The organism is Azospirillum fermentarium, from assembly GCF_025961205.1.
GTDB classification, from domain to species: domain Bacteria; phylum Pseudomonadota; class Alphaproteobacteria; order Azospirillales; family Azospirillaceae; genus Azospirillum; species Azospirillum fermentarium.
In genome coordinates this window covers 2,824,903-2,841,779 of the sequence record NZ_JAOQNH010000001.1, presented here as the reverse complement: position 1 = coordinate 2,841,779, position 16,877 = coordinate 2,824,903, and the positions used below count along the sequence as shown (strand labels likewise).

At 68.6% G+C, this 16,877-nt stretch carries 16 protein-coding genes, 2 tRNA genes, 1 pseudogene and 1 CRISPR repeat array (1 of these 20 running past the window's edge); of the genes and pseudogenes, 13 read left to right on the top strand and 6 right to left on the bottom strand.

Annotated features, from left to right (window positions below; genetic code table 11):
* Positions 1-47 precede the first annotated feature (47 nt).
* Positions 48-2,138 (top strand): PAS domain-containing protein, encoded by a 2,091-nt coding sequence (locus M2352_RS13270; RefSeq protein WP_264664951.1) that lies wholly within the window; start codon positions 48-50, stop codon positions 2,136-2,138.
* A 19-nt stretch (positions 2,139-2,157) separates the two neighbouring features.
* Here M2352_RS13270 and M2352_RS13265 read toward each other — a convergent pair whose 3' ends face one another.
* Positions 2,158-2,400 (bottom strand): hypothetical protein, encoded by a 243-nt coding sequence (locus M2352_RS13265; protein WP_264664950.1) that lies wholly within the window; start codon positions 2,398-2,400, stop codon positions 2,158-2,160.
* 238 nt (positions 2,401-2,638) lie between these two features.
* On the opposite strand from M2352_RS13265, the gene M2352_RS13260 reads away from it, so the two are divergent.
* From M2352_RS13260 to M2352_RS13250, 3 genes are all read left to right on the top strand, one after another.
* A tRNA-Ser gene (locus M2352_RS13260) sits at positions 2,639-2,730 on the top strand.
* A 135-nt stretch (positions 2,731-2,865) separates the two neighbouring features.
* Positions 2,866-3,093, top strand: coding sequence for a hypothetical protein (locus M2352_RS13255; protein ID WP_264664949.1), 228 nt, complete (start codon positions 2,866-2,868; stop codon positions 3,091-3,093).
* A 242-nt stretch (positions 3,094-3,335) separates the two neighbouring features.
* Positions 3,336-4,913 (top strand): ABC-F family ATP-binding cassette domain-containing protein, encoded by a 1,578-nt coding sequence (locus tag M2352_RS13250; RefSeq protein WP_264664948.1) that lies wholly within the window; start codon positions 3,336-3,338, stop codon positions 4,911-4,913.
* Between the two features lie 758 nt (positions 4,914-5,671).
* Here M2352_RS13250 and M2352_RS26595 read toward each other — a convergent pair.
* Positions 5,672-6,016: a hypothetical protein gene (locus tag M2352_RS26595; RefSeq protein WP_406567253.1), complete on the bottom strand. Its 345-nt coding sequence runs from the start codon at positions 6,014-6,016 to the stop codon at positions 5,672-5,674.
* A gap of 83 nt (positions 6,017-6,099) precedes the next feature.
* Here M2352_RS26595 and M2352_RS26590 point away from each other — a divergent pair.
* Positions 6,100-6,297: pseudogene (locus tag M2352_RS26590) on the top strand (UvrD-helicase domain-containing protein); the annotation flags it as partial.
* 129 nt (positions 6,298-6,426) lie between these two features.
* A complete protein-coding gene (locus tag M2352_RS13245; RefSeq protein WP_264664947.1) occupies positions 6,427-7,290 on the top strand; it encodes a 3'-5' exonuclease in 864 nt (287 codons plus the stop codon).
* Between the two features lie 4 nt (positions 7,291-7,294).
* On the opposite strand, the gene M2352_RS13240 is transcribed toward M2352_RS13245, so the two are convergent.
* Positions 7,295-8,791, bottom strand: coding sequence for an FAD-binding oxidoreductase (locus M2352_RS13240; protein ID WP_264664946.1), 1,497 nt, complete (start codon positions 8,789-8,791; stop codon positions 7,295-7,297).
* A 120-nt stretch (positions 8,792-8,911) separates the two neighbouring features.
* Complete coding sequence (locus tag M2352_RS13235) at positions 8,912-9,574, bottom strand: alpha/beta hydrolase (RefSeq protein WP_264664945.1); 663 nt, start codon at positions 9,572-9,574, stop codon at positions 8,912-8,914.
* A 291-nt stretch (positions 9,575-9,865) separates the two neighbouring features.
* Between M2352_RS13235 and cysE the strand changes: the two genes are divergently transcribed.
* From cysE to M2352_RS13200, 7 genes are all read left to right on the top strand, one after another.
* Entirely contained in the window at positions 9,866-10,639 is a 774-nt protein-coding gene (gene cysE / locus M2352_RS13230) for a serine O-acetyltransferase (RefSeq protein ID WP_264664944.1), read from the top strand.
* Between the two features lie 85 nt (positions 10,640-10,724).
* A complete protein-coding gene (locus M2352_RS13225; protein ID WP_264664943.1) occupies positions 10,725-11,216 on the top strand; it encodes an Rrf2 family transcriptional regulator in 492 nt (163 codons plus the stop codon).
* A complete protein-coding gene (locus M2352_RS13220) occupies positions 11,213-12,340 on the top strand; it encodes a cysteine desulfurase family protein (protein ID WP_264664942.1) in 1,128 nt (375 codons plus the stop codon). The genes M2352_RS13225 and M2352_RS13220 overlap by 4 nt, the downstream gene beginning before the upstream one ends.
* A gap of 140 nt (positions 12,341-12,480) precedes the next feature.
* Positions 12,481-13,137 (top strand): molecular chaperone DnaJ, encoded by a 657-nt coding sequence (locus M2352_RS13215; RefSeq protein ID WP_264664941.1) that lies wholly within the window; start codon positions 12,481-12,483, stop codon positions 13,135-13,137.
* A gap of 50 nt (positions 13,138-13,187) precedes the next feature.
* Positions 13,188-13,517 (top strand): ferredoxin family 2Fe-2S iron-sulfur cluster binding protein, encoded by a 330-nt coding sequence (locus M2352_RS13210; RefSeq protein ID WP_264664940.1) that lies wholly within the window; start codon positions 13,188-13,190, stop codon positions 13,515-13,517.
* A 123-nt stretch (positions 13,518-13,640) separates the two neighbouring features.
* The gene (gene mnmA, locus M2352_RS13205) at positions 13,641-14,768 is read left to right on the top strand and encodes a tRNA 2-thiouridine(34) synthase MnmA (RefSeq protein WP_264665362.1); all 1,128 of its coding nucleotides are present in this window, start codon (positions 13,641-13,643) and stop codon (positions 14,766-14,768) included.
* 58 nt (positions 14,769-14,826) lie between these two features.
* A tRNA-Met gene (locus M2352_RS13200) sits at positions 14,827-14,901 on the top strand.
* Positions 14,902-14,929: 28 nt separating this feature from the next.
* Here M2352_RS13200 and cas2e read toward each other — a convergent pair.
* Both cas2e and cas1e read right to left on the bottom strand, forming a co-directional pair.
* Positions 14,930-15,265: a type I-E CRISPR-associated endoribonuclease Cas2e gene (cas2e, locus tag M2352_RS13195; protein ID WP_264664939.1), complete on the bottom strand. Its 336-nt coding sequence runs from the start codon at positions 15,263-15,265 to the stop codon at positions 14,930-14,932.
* Positions 15,265-16,110, bottom strand: a complete 846-nt coding sequence (cas1e, locus tag M2352_RS13190) for a type I-E CRISPR-associated endonuclease Cas1e (RefSeq protein ID WP_264664938.1) — start codon at positions 16,108-16,110, stop codon at positions 15,265-15,267. The genes cas2e and cas1e overlap by 1 nt, the downstream gene beginning before the upstream one ends.
* A gap of 130 nt (positions 16,111-16,240) precedes the next feature.
* A CRISPR array of direct repeats spans positions 16,241-16,877; the repeat unit is 29 nt; unit sequence GGGTTCATCCCTGCGCGTGCAGGGGAAAG; it runs 368 nt beyond the window's last position.

The window sequence follows — 16,877 nt, the reverse complement described above, 5'->3', positions numbered from 1 at the left end:
AAATCCTCCCTTGCGTCGGTATCCATGGGGTGCTGGCGGGAGGGTGAATGTTCGTAAACTCTATTATCACCGCTGTTCTGGCGTTGGCCTTCGGTCTTGCGGCGGGTTTCCTGCTGGGCCGCCGTTATCCGTTGCGGCGGGTGTTGACCGGCCATCTCCACCGCATTCTCGATACCGCCCCCATCGGCGTGATCATCAACACCCGCGCCGGGCGCAACCTGTACCGCAACACCCGTGCGCTGGCCTTTTTCAAGGCCCAGGACCAGACGTTCGCCACCGGCGGCGTCATTTCCCTCTACGCCAACCCCGACGACCGCGAACGCTATGTGGAGCGGCTCTACCGCGACGGCACCATCGACGGTGAAACCGTGCTGCTGCGCAAGGGCAACGGCGAGATCTACACCGGGTCGATGGCGTCGTTCGTCATCGGCCGCGGCAAAGACCCCTATCACATTTCCTGGATCCGCGACCTGACCCGGCAACTGGCCGCCGACGCCGAGATGCGCGATCTGGCCGAACGGCTGGAACTGGCGCTGGAGGTGACCAATTCCGCGGTGTGGGACGCCGACATCCCCGCCGGCACCTGCTGGTGGTCCGACAGCTTCTGGCGCATGCTGGGCTACCGCGAAAAACCGGACATGCCGGCGGACTTCTGGGAATCGCGGCTGCATCCCGACGACCGCCCCATGGTGATGACCAGTGTGGAGGATTGCCTGAACGGGCGCTGCTCCACCTATGACATCGTGTACCGCCTGTGCCGGGAAGACGGGTCGTGGCTGTGGATCGAGGACAAGGGCCGGGTGATCCGCGACGGCGAAGGGGACGTGGTGCGGTACGTCGGCATCATGACCGACATCGCCGACCGCCGCCGCCGGGACGAGGAACTGCGCGCCAGCCGCGAACGGCTGCTGGCGATTCTGGAGGCGGCCCCCATCTCGGTCAACATCACCCGGCGGGCGGACGGGCGGTGGCTGTTCTGCAACGCCCACAGCGCCACCATCTTCGGGCGGCGGCCTGACGAGCTTCTCGCCGATTCGGCGGCGGAATGGTACGTCAACCCCGAGGACCGCAACCGGCTGATCCGCCGGCTGGAGGCCGCGGGCTCGTTCCGCGATGCGGAGGTGGCGTTCCGCCGCCCCGACGGCACCGTGGTGTGGGTGCTGTCGTCGTGGAGCGAGATCGACTTCGACGGCGAACGCGCGCTGCTGACGTGGCTCTACGACATCACCGACCGCAAGCTGGCCGAGGCGGCCATGCGCGCCGCCCGTGACGAGGCCGAACGCGCGCTGACCGACCTGCGCATCGCCCAGAACAGCCTGATCCAGGCGGAAACCATGGCATCGCTGGGCCAACTGGTGGCGGGGGTGGCGCACGAGATCAACACGCCCGTCGGCATCGGCCTGACCGCCGCCACCCATATTGCGGAGGAAACCGACCGCATCCAGGGATTGTTCGCCGGCAATACCCTGCGCAAGACCGATCTGGCCGCCTATCTGGGCCGGGTGAACGAGGGCACGCGCCTCTTGGTCGCCAACATCAACCGGGCGGCGGAACTGGTGCAGAGCTTCAAGCAGGTGGCGGTGGACCAAAGCTCCGGCGACCGCCGGCCGTTCGACCTCGGCTCCTACATCAACGAGATCCTGTTCAGCCTGCGCCCGCGGCTGAAGCGCACGCAGGTGGCGGTGTCGGTGGAGTGCCCCGAGGGGATCGCCATGGACAGCTACCCCGGCGCCCTGTCGCAGGTGCTGAGCAACCTGACCATCAACGCCGTGATCCACGGATTCGGCGAAGCCGGACCGGAGGGCGGCAGGCAGGGCACGATCACCATCCGCGCCGCCCGCATCGGCGGCGAACAGGTGGAAATCCTGTTCGAAGACACCGGCAAGGGCATCCCCGCCGACGTTCTGCCCCGCATCTTCGACCCCTTCTTCACCACCAAGCGGGGGGAAGGGGGATCGGGGCTGGGGCTTCACATCGTGTTCAACACCATGACCCAGGTGTTGGGCGGGCGCATCGCCGTGGAGTCCCACGAGGGGGAGGGCACGCGCTTCCGCCTGACCCTGCCGCGGTCGGCCCCCCTGGCCGCGGCTCTTCCACCGGGCGGCAGCCCGATGGCGGTGGAGACGGGCGCCGGGTAAGACGCTGGCCGTGTATGTCTCAGGCGGCGTGGAGTTCGTGGTATTGCAGGTGCTTGGGCCGGCGGCCGCGGCGCTTGGGTCCGCTGCCGGACATGGCGAGCAACGAGCCGTTGGCGCCCGAGGCTTCCGCCTTCAACTCGGCGATGCAGCGTTCCAGCAGCTCGCGTTCGCGCCGGTCCTCGGCGTCGGTGACGTCCATGCAGCTCAGCTTGATTTCGGCAAGGTCGATCAGCGTTTCGATGCAGCGCTTGGATATCGTCATGATCCGTCTCCCCGACCGTGTTTGAGTGGTCCCTACTGTTGATGGGGGTATCATAGCGCGCTGGATCTAAAATGTATATAAAATTTTATGCGTTTTTGTCACAGATTCTCCACAGTGGTCAGCGGGAAGAAAAGGTCGGGCTTGTATGGGTTTCCCGCATCCTTGGTGATTGACAAGGGTGGGCGGCCCCGCTAGAAACACGTCCACCACAACGCTGCGGTTCGCGGCGTACCCCGGCGGAGCGGTGGGTGAGTGGCTTAAACCAGCAGTTTGCTAAACTGTCGTACGGGTTAAACCGTACCGGGGGTTCGAATCCCCCCCGCTCCGCCACTCTCTCCCGTAAGACGTTGATCCACAACGCATCCTTAGACGGGTGCTCCCTGCCTATCACGATCTCCACAGCGTTGGGACAGGTCGTGAAGTGGACCTGGGTCTGGGTCTGACAGGGCCAGGAGCCCGGCAGACATGAGCCTGATCCATAATGAGCGCGTGAAGCTGCTTGCCAATGCTTTGGACCGCGCTTCGACGGCGTGTGTCGCCGTTGGTGTTGTTGGTCCTGCCGCCGCGTTCCTATATGGTATGGGGACGGTCCCCGTATCGTCCTTGGCGTTGGGGATCGGAAGCTCGGTGTGGCTGGGCGCAGCGGTAACGCTGCATTGCTTTGCTCGGCGGACCTTGGGAGGGTTAAAATGAACAGCATGTGGGTTCTGGCCTACATCATCATGCCCGCCATCGTCGTGGCGCTGGGCTATGCCGCTGTCCGCTGGAATGAGCGGGACCGCCACGGCCACGGCGGAGCGGAGTGAAACCGCCCCTATCGCCGGTATCATCCGACGATAGGGAGCATCGCAGAGACCAAAGTCAGGAGACACGTGTCATGGACATGGAAACGAACACCGGCATCACCCTCGGTTCGTTCGATTCCATGGCACGTCATGACCGCATATCTCACGCTCGATTCCGTTTCCGCCGTCACCCCTGACGGGGAGCGCCTCTTTTCAAACCTCACCTTGTCCGTCGGGCGGGAGCGCATCGGGTTGGTGGGCCGCAACGGCGCCGGCAAATCGACGCTGCTCGCCATCATCGCCGGCACGCGCGAACCGGCGGGCGGCACCGTCATCCGGTGCGCGCGCATCGGTTCTCTGGCACAGGCGTGGCCGGAGCATCTGACGGTGGCCGAGGCGCTGGGCATCGCCCCCATCCTGACCGCCATGGACCGCATCATGGCCGGGACCGGCGGGGACGCGGATTTCGCCGCCGCCGACTGGACCATCGAAGCCCGCGCGCTTCAGGCGCTGGCCGATGCCGGGCTGCCCGGCATGCCGTTCAACCGGCTGATGGGCAGCCTGAGCGGTGGGGAGCGCACGCGCGCCGGCATCGCCCGGTTGCTGCTGGATGCGCCGGACCTGCTGCTGCTGGACGAACCCACCAACAATCTGGACGCGGCGGGGCGGGCGGCGGTCATGGACCTGATCCGGGGCTGGCCGGGCGGCGCCGTCGTCGCCAGCCATGACCGCACGCTGCTGGAAGCGATGGACCGCATCGTCGAACTGACCCCTATCGGGGTGCGGATCGTCGGCGGCGGGTGGTCGGCCTTCGCCGCCGTGCGCGATGCGGAGCGCGACGCCGCCGCCCGTGATCTGGAGCGGTCGCACGCCGGCCTGCGCATGGTGCAGCAGGAAGCCCAACGCCAGCGCGAGGCCAAGGACCGCCGCGACCGGGCCGGGCGCGCCTTCGCCGCCCGCAAATCGGAACCGAAGATCCTGCTGGGCCGTCAGGCGGAGCGGGCGGAAAACAGCGGCGGCCAGCGCCACCGCCTGAACGAACGGCTGGTGGGGGAGGCCGAAGCCCGGCTGGCCGCCGCCCGCGGGCGGGTGGAGGTGCTGACCCCCCTGACCATCGCCCTGCCGCCCACCGGCCTGCCCGCCGCCGCCGTGGTGCTGGACATGGACGGGGTGACGGTGACCGTGGGCGCCCGCACCCTGGGGCCGTGGACGCTGCGGGTGCGCGGGCCGGAACGGGTTGCCATTGCCGGCCCCAACGGTGCCGGCAAATCCACCCTGTTGCGGGTGGCGGCGGGGGATCTGGCGCGCGGCGGCGGCACCGTGTCCCGGCCCGGCGGGCGGGTGGCGCTGCTCGACCAGCACGGGGCGCTGCTGGACCATGGGGCCAGCGTTCTGGATAATGTCCGCCGGATCAACCCGGCGCTGGACGAGCGGGGGGCCTATGCCGCCTGCGCCCGTTTCGCCTTCCGCAACCACGACGCCTTGCAGCCGGTGGGCTGCCTGTCGGGCGGCGAGCGGCTGCGCGCCGGGCTGGCCGCCACGCTGGCGGGGGAGCGGCCGCCATGGCTGCTGATGCTGGACGAGCCCACCAACCATCTGGACGTGCCATCCATCGAGGTGCTGGAGGATGCCTTGGCCGGCTTCGACGGCGCGCTGCTGGTGGTCAGCCACGACCCGGCCTTTCTCACCGCCATCGGGGTGGAGCGGACGGTCACACTGCCGGTATGATGGACCACCCGACGCCGCACCGAGGCCCCGCCGATGATCTTTCACGCCGACCTGCACGTCCATTCCCGCCTGTCCCGCGCCACCAGCCGTGATCTGGATCTGGAGCATCTGGCGTGGTGGGCGGCGCGCAAGGGCATCCGGGTGGTGGCCACCGGCGATTGCGTCCACCCGGCGTGGCAGGCGGAAATCCGTGACACGCTGGTGGCGGAGGGCAACGGGCTCTACCGCCTGAAACCCGATCTGGAACGGCGGGTGTGGGAGACGCTGCCCGAGACGTGCCGGCGCCCGGTGTCGTTCATGCTCTCCACCGAAATCTCCACCATCTACAAGAAGGGCGACAAGACCCGGAAGATCCATCATCTGGTCTACGCCGCCGATCTGGATGCCGCCGTGCGGCTGTCGGCCAGTCTGGCGCGCATCGGCAACATTGCGTCGGACGGGCGGCCCATCCTGGGGCTGGATTCCCGCGATCTGCTGGAGATCACGCTGGAATCGGGGCCGGATTCCTACCTTGTCCCCGCCCACATCTGGACGCCGTGGTTCGCGGTGCTGGGGTCGCAGTCGGGGTTCGATTCCGTGGCGGAGTGTTATGGCGATCTGGCCGGTCACATCTTCGCGGTGGAAACCGGGCTGTCGTCGGACCCGGCCATGAACTGGCGGGTGTCGTCGCTGGACCGTTACCGGCTGGTGTCCAACTCCGACGCCCATTCCCCGGCCAAGCTGGGGCGGGAGACCACGCGCTTTCTGGGCGACCCCGGCTATGCCGCCATGCGCCGGGCGCTGGAAAGCGGGGAGGGGTACGGCGGCACCGTCGAATTCTTCCCCGAAGAGGGCAAATACCATATGGACGGGCACCGCACCTGCGGCGTGCGGCTGGACCCGAAGGAAACGCTGGCGCTGGGCGGGCTGTGCCCCGTGTGCGGCACCCGCGTCACCGTGGGCGTGGCCCACCGGGTGGAGATGCTGGCCGACCGCGATGTGCCGGTGCCGCCGCCCACCGCCGGGCCGGTGACCAGCCTGGTGCCCCTGCCGGAAATCCTGTCGGAAATCGTCGGCACCGGGGTCGCGTCGAAAGCGGTGGCCGAGGCGTACAACCGCGTCACTCAAACGCACCGGCGGCACGGGCACGGACGAGGAGACCGCGGCCCGCACCGCCCTGGACCGCGCCGGGCGGGACCAGGGATGAGTGGATTTCGACGATCTGGTGGTGCTGGCGGCGGACCTGCTCGACACCCACCCCGACGTCGCCGCCGTGTGGCGGGACCGTTTCTCCCACATCCTGGCCGACGAGTTTCAGGACGTGGACGAGCAGCAATACCGCCTGCTGCGCCGGCTGGCGGGGGATGGGGGGAACCTGTGCGTGATCGGCGACCCGCATCAGGCCATCTATGGCTTCCGCGGCGCCGACGCGGCGTGCTTCCAGCGCTTCGCCGCCGATTACCCGGCGGCCCCGATGTTGTGCCTGTCACGCAACTACCGCTCGTCGGGGACGATCGTAACGGCGGCTGCCGCGGTGATCGGCGCCGCCGCCGACGGCATCACGCGGGCGATGGGGGAGCCGGTGACGGTCCACGCCGCAGGAGACGAGGCGGCGGAGGCGGACTTCGCCGCCGCCGCCATCGAAGACCTGCTGGGCGGGCATGACATGCTGGCCGCCAACCGCACCCGGTCCAGCCGCGGGGCGCTGGGCTTCGGCGACTGCGCCGTGCTCTACCGCACCGATGCCCAGGCCGCGGCCTTCCGCGCGGCGTTCGACCGGGCCGGCATTCCGTTCCGCAAAAGCTCCCCCGCCGCCATCGCCGGCCACCCCGGCGTGCGGGCGGTGCTGGGCGCCCTGGACGGGGCCGAGGGCGCGGATCTCGCCGCGCGGGTGACGGCGGCGGCGGAACGTGCGCGGGGGGAGGGCGCCGACCCGGCGGCGGTGGCGGAGGCCGCGGGCTGGCTGACCGCCCTGGCCGCGTCGGACACGGTGGCCGGCGACCCCGCCCGCCTGCGCGACGCGGTGGCGCTGTCCACCGAGGCCGATTTCCACGACGCCCGCGCCGACCGGGTGTCGCTGCTGACCATGCACGCGGCCAAGGGGCTGGAATTCGCCAACGTCTTCGTCGCCGGGCTGGAATCCGGCCTGATGCCGTTTTCGTGGGACGCGGAACCGGACGAGGCCACGCTGGCCGAGGAACGCCGGCTGTTCTACGTGGCCGTCACCCGCGCCCGCGACCGGCTGTTCCTGACCCGCGCGGGGGAACGGGTGTGGCGGGGGGCGGTGCGGACTCTGGCGCCGTCGCCGTTCCTGGCCGCGGTCCCGGCAGAGTTGTGCCGGGACGGCGGTTCGGTGGCGCGCAAACGGCGGCGCACGCAGCAACTCAGTCTGTTCTGACGGCTTACGCCGGCTTGATCGCCTGGGGGAAGGTGAACAGCATGGTGGGATCGACGGCCTTCTTCACCTCGGTCAGCGTGCGGTAATTCTCGCCGTAATAGGCCGACTGCCAATCGGCCAGCGACGGGTCGGGGAAGTTCTGGAACGCGCCCGCCGCCTTCATCCGGCGGTTGGCGTCGGCGTAGAACCCCTGCTGCCAGTCGAGTGCCGCGTCCACCAGCGGCACGGAATCCGTGGGCCGCCACCAATTCGCCTCGATGCTGAACAGCCAGTCGTAGCCGCGGTGGACATAGGCGGTGGCCGTGGGGCTGGTCTTGTTGACCGCACCGCCCACCTGGAAGAACTTGAACGCCGACGGCAGCGAGGTGGCCGGCATCTTCGCCGCCCAGTCGAACATCGCCGCCACCGCCTCTTCATTGATCCCGGCGGCGGTGACGTAGCTGGATTTTTCCTGATAATAATAGGGATAGGTGGTTTCCAGCAGGAAATCCTGCGCCGGCCAGTAATCCACATCCTCGCGCACGTCGCGGGTGGCGGCCATCTCCCACGTATCCCCGAAGATGTCCTTCAGCGTGACCTTGGACGGGTGCAACTGGCCCAGGATGGAGATTTCCGGCTTCACCCCGGCGCAGCGTTCGGACAGGCTGGGGATGGTCACGCTGATCTTGCTGCCGAAATCGTCCGGCGCCTCGGCCAGACGCTTCAGCAGGGTCAGCAGCACCTTTTCCAGACTGGTGGTCCAGGTGATCTTGAACACCGTCACTTTTTCGATGGGGTAGGTCTGCAGGGTGAACGAGGTGTTGATCCCGAAATTACCCCCGCCGCCGCCCCGCGACGCCCAGAACAGCTTATCCTCGCCCGACACCGGGCGCACCTCGCCATCGGCGGTGACGATGGTGGTGGCGCGCAGCAGATCCGACCCCATGCCGAACTTGCGCATGTTGAACCCGATGCCGCCGCCCAGCAGGAAGCCGGCGGCGCCCACGCTGTCGCACCGCCCGTGGGTGACGGTGCGGCCCAGCCGTTCCATCTGGGTGTAGACATAGGAATTGAGCACGCCGCCCCGGATGGTGACCAGCCCATCCTTGCCCACCGTCGCCCCCACCATCCGGGACATGTCGATCAACAGGCCGCCGGTGGTGGAATAGCCGGCGTAATTGTGCCCGCCCGAGCGCACGGCAAAGGGGATGCCCAGCTTCTTCACCCACGCGATGCACGCCTGCACATCCGCATCGGTGACGCAGCGGGCGATGCCGGCGGGCAGGTTGGCGGCGTAGCGCAGATTGTTGGGCCGGCAGACGTCGGCGTAGAACGGATCGTCGGGCCGCAGCACGCCACCGCTGACCTGTTTCGCCAGATCGGTCCAGGCCGATGGCGGCGGACAATATCCCTCGGCGGCAAATGCCGTAGACGGCAGGTGCCGTGCCACCTCGGCCGCGACGGCGAAGCGGCCGAGGCCCATGAGAAAGGTACGGCGCGAGGGTGTGATCTTGGGCAGCATCCGGTTCTCCTTCTTGGTTGAACCGATGCTAGGAAATGCACATATGGAACGTCAATAAATACCAAATGAATACTTTTGCATTCAAATCTGTGTTCTTACCGTTCCACAATGACCGGAGATTTACCCCGCCACCGTTTCCAGCGGGTTGCCCAGGGCCCTGTCCAGGTAATCATCCACCTCGCGGGCCAGTTCGTCGGTGCGGTTGACGAAGAAATGGTTGGCCTCGGGCACGATGCGGTGGTCGATGCGGATGTCCTTCTGATTGGACAGCTTGGTGACCAGTTTCAAAATGGCCGTCTGCGGAACGGCTTCGTCCCGGTCCCCGTGAACGATCAGGCCCGACGACGGGCAGGGGGCCAGGAAGGAGAAATCGAACTTGCCCGCCGGGGGCGACACCGAAATGAACCCGTCGATCTCGGGCCGGCGCATCAGAAGCTGCATCCCGATCCACGCCCCGAACGACACACCCCCGATCCAGCACAGCGCCGCGTTGGGGTTGATGTTCTGCAGCCAATCCAGGGCCGCCGCCGCATCGGCCAGTTCCCCTTCCCCCTTGTCGAAGCTGCCCTGGCTGCGGCCCACCCCGCGGAAGTTGAAGCGCAGCGTGGCGTATCCGCGTTTGATAAACGACTGCCCCAGGGTGAACACCACCTTGTTGCTCATGCTGCCCCCGTGGTGCGGGTGGGGGTGGAGCAGCAGCGCGACGGGGGCATTCGCTTCCTTGCCGGGGGTGTAGCGGCCTTCCAGCCGGCCTGCCGGGCCGTTGATGATCACTTCAGGCATGGCGCTTGCGTTCCCGGAAAGACACGAAGGACGAATGCGGAACCGGACCCCGGCCCGTGGCCGCACCATAAGCGGCGGGTGATGCGGCTGACAAGCAAATGCGGGCCGCCGGCAGAGGCCATGTTTTTTGTGAACTGAATACTTGACCGTTTTGCTTGGTCATCATATATGCGTCGTTAAGCCATCCGGGGCACCTCCCGCCGCACCCGCATTCACCCGTTTTTCTGCCAAGGCAAAGACGGCGAAACCGCGGCTGTCGGGAAGAAAGCCCACCGGGGCGCGAACTATACCATGATGGGTCCGCGGGTGTTCAAGCATCTTCGTCAGGAAATCGACGGTATCATGGCCCGCGATCCCGCGGCCCGGTCGCGGATCGAGGTGCTGCTGTGTTATCCGGGCCTTCATGCTTTGCTGGCGCACCGGGTGGCGAACGCTCTGTGGCGGCGGGGATGGAAGCTGCCGGGCCGTCTGGTATCGCAGGCGGCGCGCACCCTGACCGGCATCGAAATCCATCCCGGCGCCACCATCGGGCGCGGCTTCTTCATCGACCACGGCATGGGCGTGGTGATCGGCGAGACGGCGGTGATCGGCGACGACGTGATGCTGTACCACGGGGTGACCCTGGGCGGCACGGCGCTGCACCAGGGCAAGCGGCATCCCACGCTGGGCAACGGCGTGATCGTCGGCGCGGGCGCCAAGGTGCTGGGCGCCATCACGGTCGGCGACGGCGCGCGGGTGGGATCGAACGCGGTGGTGGTGGCCGACGTGCCCGACGGGGCGACGGTGGTCGGCATCCCGGCCAAGGTGGTGACGCCCAAAGTGGCCACCCGCGATTTCCTGCCCTATGGCACGCCGTGCGGCGACATTCCCGACCCGGTGGCCCGCGCGCTGTCCAGCCTGCTGGAACAGGTGCACGGCCTGCGCCAGCGGGTGGGCGAGCTGGAAGCGGCCCAGGCCGACGCGCTGGTCGCCCCGCACCCCGCCCATGTGCCCCAGGGCCCCGGAAACGGGGTGGGGGAAGGGGATACCCCCCAGCGCCGCCCGGTGGACGCCGCGGCGTGTTGAGGCGGATGCCGCCGCCGGGTGACCGGATCATGATTGCAAAGACGCAGGCCGCCACGGACGCGGCACGAACGGAGGGAGCAGAGCGATGAGGCTGAGCACGAAGGGACGTTACGCCGTGATGGCCATGGTCGATCTGGCTTCCACCAGCAAGGGCAACCCGGTGGCCCTGGCCGACATCGCCGAGCGGCAGGAAATCTCCCTCTCCTATCTGGAGCAGCTCTTCGCCAAGCTGCGCAAGGGCGGGCTGGTCAAGAGCGTGCGCGGCCCCGGCGGCGGCTATCTGCTGGCCCATCCGGCGGACGCCACCCGCATTTCCGACATCATCCTGGCGGTGGACGAACCGATTCGCACCACCCGCTGTTCCAACGTCACGCCCCAGGGCTGCCGCACCAACCGGTCCCGCTGCCTGACCCACGACCTGTGGGAGGAGTTGGGCAACCAGATCCACATTTATCTGTCGTCGGTCACCGTGGCCGACGTGGTGGAACGGCGGATCATCGGCACCAGCATGGCGACCCTGGTCCATCTGACGGGCGAGGGCGAGGCGGGTGACGGCGCCGCCGTCGCGGCGGAATGACCGTGGCCGCCGCCGGACGCCGCTCCTATCTCGACCACAACGCCTCGTCGCCCCTGCGCCCGGCCGTGCGCGGGGCGATGGCGGAGGCGCTGGACCTGACCGGCAACCCGTCGTCGGTCCACACCGACGGCCGCACCGTCCGCCGCGCGGTGGACGAGGCGCGGCGCCAGGTGGCCCGGCTGGCCGGCGCCACCCCGGCGGAGGTGGTGTTCACCGCCGGCGGGACCGAAGCGAACAATCTGGCGCTGCGTGGCTTTGCCGGGCGGCGCCTGATCGTGTCGGCGGTGGAGCATGAATCGGTGCTGGCCGCGGCCCCGGCGGCGGCGCGCATCCCGGTGGACCGCACCGGCGTGGTGGATCTGGCCGCCCTGGAACGGCTGCTGGCCGAGGGGCAGGGGCCGGCGCTGGTGTCGGTGATGCTGGTCAACAACGAAACCGGCGTGATCCAGCCGGTGGCGGAGGTGGCGCGTCTGGCCCGCGCCCGCGGCGCCATCGTCCATTGCGACGCGGTGCAGGGGGCGGGGCGGGTGCCGCTGGACCGGGCGGCGCTGGGCGTGGACCTGCTCAGCCTGTCGGCCCACAAGCTGGGCGGCCCCGCCGGCTGCGGCGCGCTGGTGGTGGCGGAGGGGTGCCACCCCGACCCGCTGATCCGCGGCGGCGGGCAGGAGCGCTGGCGCCGCGCCGGCACGGAAAATCTGGTCGGCATTGCCGGTTTCGGCGCCGCCGCCGCCGCGGCCCTGGACGCGCCGGGGCCGGATCTCGCCGCCCTGCGCGACGGGCTGGAACGTCGGGCGCTGGCCGCGGTGCCGGGGGTGCGGGTGATGGGCATGGGCGCCCCGCGGGCCGGCAACGTCACCTGTCTGGCCCTGCCCGGCGTGGCGGGGGAGACGCAGGTGATGGCGCTGGATCTGGCCGGGGTGTCGGTCAGCGCCGGGGCGGCGTGCTCCAGCGGCAAGGTGCGTCCGTCCCACGTGCTGGAAGCCATGGGGGAGCCGGAGGACGTGGCCGGTTCCGTCATCCGCGTCAGCCTGGGGTGGAACAGCACGGCGGCGGACGTTGACCGTTTCGTCACCGCCTGGGCCGCCATGGCCCGGCGGCTGGTGCCGGCGCTTGCGGCGGTTTAACCCGTTGCTTTGCCGCCCGGCACCCGGTATGACCCGCCCGTGTCCCATGCCCCGTTTTCCGGCACCTCGCCGAGAGCGGGGCGATGGTGATTGTCAGTTTTACCAACGATTTGGCGCGCGGCCGGAAGCGAACAACAGCCATGACCCCCACCAGCGACGGCCCCAGCGGCGGTAACGGCCCGCACCCGCACGGCATCGCGGGCGCCATCGACGGCGGCCTGCAGCCCTGCTGGCAGTGCGGGCAGGATGTGGGTGCGCGCGCGCTGTTCTGTCACGGGTGCGGGGCGGTGCTGCCGCCGCGTGCCCTGGACCCGTTCACCCGGCTGGGGGTGGAGCAGCACTTCGACCTCGACCTTGCGGTGCTGGGGCGGCAGTTGGCCGGCTTCACCCGCGCGCTCGACCCCGCCCGTTTCGCCGCCCGCGGCCCCCGCCAGCAGGCCAACGCCCGCGCCCAGGCCGAGGCGATGGCCCAGGCCCACGCCACGCTGCACGACCCGCTGCAGCGGGCCCGCACCCTGCTGCGGCGGGCGGGGGTGGATCTGCTGCCCGCCGACCCCGCCCGCGACCCCGACACGGCATCCCTGGCGGCATCCCTGGCTTCCGGCGGGGCCGCTGCGGTGGATCAGGTGGCCGCCGAGGCCGCCCGTCTGACCGAAGAGGGGATCCGCGCGCTGGCCGATGCCTTCCGCCACGGCCGGACCGGCGCCGCCGCCCGGCTGCTGGCACGGCTGGAGGCGCTGGAGGCCGTCACCGCCGCCGCGCTGGCCCGCCGGTCCGGCAGTGCCCCGCCGCCCTGACCCCATCATCCGTTCCGTTTTCAAGACGCGCATTAGGGAGTTTGCGTTTCATGCCCAAGATGACCTTCATCGAGACCGACGGCACCCGCCGCGAGGTGGACGCCCCCCTCGGCCTGTCCGTGCTGGAAATCGCGCACAAGCACGGCCTGGACCTGGAAGGGGCGTGCGAGGGGTCGCTGGCCTGCTCGACCTGCCACATCATCGTCGAACCCGACTGGTACGACGTTCTGGCCGAAGCGTCGGAAGATGAAGAGGACATGCTGGATCTGGCCTTCGGCCTGTCCAAGACCTCGCGCCTGGGCTGCCAGATCATCATGACCGAGGAACTGGACGGTCTGACCGTGCGCCTGCCCGCCGGCGCGCGCAACGCGGGCAAGTGACCGTTTCCGTCTGACCCGTTTCAGCAAGGATACCGGCATGGGGCGTCCGGGCGGTGCTTGCCGCCGGGGCGCCCCGTTCCATATTGTGGCGCCATGAGTGGAAGTCATCCAAGCGATACCGGACTGAACAGCCTGGGCCTGCCCAAGCCCCCGCACGAAACCCGCGTGGTGGTCGCCATGTCGGGGGGCGTGGATTCCTCCGTCACCGCCGCCCTGCTGCGGGAGGAGGGGTACGATGTGGTGGGCATCACCCTTCAGCTTTACGACCACGGTCTGGCGGTCCAGCGCCCCGGCACCTGCTGCGCCGGCCAGGACATCTATGACGCGCGCCAGGTGGCCGACCGCATCGGCATCCCCCACTACGTGCTCGATTACGAAAGCCGGTTCGGGCAGGAGGTGATCGAGGATTTCGCCGACACCTATCTGCGCGGCGAAACCCCGATCCCCTGCGTGCGCTGCAACCAGACGGTCAAGTTCCGCGACCTCTTGTCCACCGCCCGCGATCTGGGTGCGGACGCGCTGGCCACCGGCCATTACGTGCGCCGGGCCATGGGGGCGGACGGGCCGGAGCTGCACCGCGGCGCCGACCCCGGACGCGACCAGAGCTATTTCCTGTTCGCCACCACCCGCGAGCAGTTGGATTTCCTGCGCTTCCCCCTGGGCGGCCTGCCCAAGAGCGCGACGCGGGCGCTGGCCGAGCGGTTCGGTCTGGCGGTGGCCGACAAGCCCGACAGCCAGGACATCTGCTTCGTGCCCGCCGGTTCCTACGCCGATCTGGTGGCGAAGCTGCGCCCCGGCGGGGTGGAGCCGGGGGACATCGTGCATCTGGACGGGCGGGTTCTGGGCCGCCACGACGGCATCATCCACTACACGGTGGGCCAGCGCAAAGGGCTGGGCATCGGCGGGCAGAAGGGCGACGGGGGCGAACCGCTCTACGTCATCCGGCTGGACGCCGCCACCCGCCGGGTGATTGTCGGCCCGCGCGACGCCCTGGGCCGCCGCCGGGTTCTGGTGCGCGGCATGAACTGGATCGGCCCGGCCCTGGCGGACGGGCAGGGTTTGGCGGTGTCGGTCAAGCTGCGCTCGGCCCAGCCGGCGGCGGACGCGGTGATCGGCCTTGGCCCCGGCCGCACGGCGGAGGTGGTGTTGGACCAGCCCCATTACGGCATCGCGCCGGGACAGGCGTGCGTGGTTTATGCCGGCGACCGGATGCTGGGCGGGGGGTGGATCACCGGGACGCAGGCGGAATGAAAAAAAACCCTTGAAGCCGCCCCGGTCCCTTTAGTATCAGTTGCGCCCACACCACGATGGCAGCGTAGCTCAGTGGTAGAGCAGGGGAATCATAATCCCTTGGTCGGGGGTTCAAATCCCTCCGCTGCTACCAATCGAACCCCTTGATTCCTTTGGTGGAATCAAGGGGTTTCTTTGTTTGGGGCATTGTCACCCGCCGCGTCCTCCGGGGCTTTGCGCACCAGGGCGTAATGACCGTCGCAGCCGGTGATGGTGCGTTTGGGGGTGCCCAGGGACCGCAGGGCCAGTTCCATGGGCATGGCCTTGTCCCGGTGCATCATCAGGGCCATGCCGCGGGGATCGGCCTCCCACCACTGGGACAGGATGTCCCAGATGCGGTCGCGGGAACCGGCGTCCAGATCCATGCTGACGTACACGCCGGGATGGACGTTCATCATCACCGAGCGCAGAAAACCGTGGAAACGGTCGGGGGTGCCCGACAGGCAGATGACGATCATCAGGACAGCATCGCGTGGATGTCGTCGATCACGGTGTCCACGAAGGCGTTCTTGCGCACGTGTTTCGACACCGCCCGGCGGCACAGGCGGTCCAGGCTTTCCGCCTCCCCCTCTTCCACGCGCTTGACGCAGCCGAACGCCAGCGGCACCGTGACCGTGGTGCGGTACAGGTCGCAGAGGTCGAGAATCCAGCTCTTGGCGCTGTCCTCGTGCAGAAAGCCCAGCGGGGGCAGGGTGCCGGTGGCCTGAACCGCGATGGCGACACAGGATTCCAGCGCCGTCACCACATGGTTGATGGCCTGGTTGGGCAGGTCGGCGGCCCCCGGATTGGCGCGGTCGAACCGCCGCCCGTTCCACACGATGCCGGCCTGGGCGGCGATCAGTTCGTAGCTGCGCTTGATCCGCGCCGCCTCCATCCCCCGCAGGCTGTCCAGCGAGGTGACCCGCGGCGTTTCCCCGAACCGTTTGGCGTACATGCGCTTTGCCACCATGATCCGGGTGGTTTCCGAGGCCCACCACGCCGCCTGCTGCCGCGCCAGCGTGCTGTCGCGGTCGAACACCGGCGGGGCGGTGTAGATCCGCGTGCCGCCGGTGCCGACGAACGCCACACAGGTGCCGTGGGCCGAACAATGGCGCATGGCGTCATGGGTCACGCTGCTGCCTGGCCCCATCAGAACGGCGTTCAACCGCTGATAGGGCAATTCCACCTCTTCCCCCTTGTCGTCGAAGGCCAGCACCAGACTGCCGTTGTCGATGGTCAGCCGGCACCGCTCCACATAAAGCAGCCCGTTGCGTGATTTCTGCGGGATCCGGGCCTCGTCCAGCCCAAGCCGCCCTTTGAGCATATGGACACCTTCCGATGGAAAAAGAGGTTCCGGGAAAAGGTGTAGAGCAGGCAACCGGAAAAATCGACGGTGGAATTCCCACACGGGCGGGAGGCAGGCGTTTTTCCGTAATGGAATTGTGCGGGAGAAGGGGTTCATCCCTGCGCGTGCAGGGGAAAGGAGACTTGGCCGATGTAGCTGGTGAGCTGTGCGGGTCCATCCCTGCGCGTGCAGGGGAAAGTGAGTGGACTGGCCAAGGGTGGAGGCCCCGCTGGGTTCATCCCTGCGCGTGCAGGGGAAAGCGGGAGGTGCCGCGGCGGCGGGCTTCGGCGTCGGGTTCATCCCTGCGCGTGCAGGGGAAAGGCGATGTAGGTCAGGGTCGCCATCAGCGCCCCGGGTTCATCCCTGCGCGTGCAGGGGAAAGACTCGACGGCGGGCGGGTGCGCAAGCGGAAGGGGGTTCATCCCTGCGCGTGCAGGGGAAAGTCGGGCTGATCGGGCACAGCGCCGATGATGGGGGGTTCATCCCTGCGCGTGCAGGGGAAAGTGCGGCGCCGGTTCGGCTCTCTGGTCACTGTCGGGTTCATCCCTGCGCGTGCAGGGGAAAGATTCACCTGAACACCGAGCGTTATGACACGCGGGGTTCATCCCTGCGCGTGCAGGGGAAAGCCAGCAGCCCGCCGATCACCTGGGCGAAAGTGGGGTTCATCCCTGCGCGTGCAGGGGAAAGGGGCGGCGCATACGCTCCACATTCTGCCGGGTGGGTTCATCCCTGCGCGTGCAGGGGAA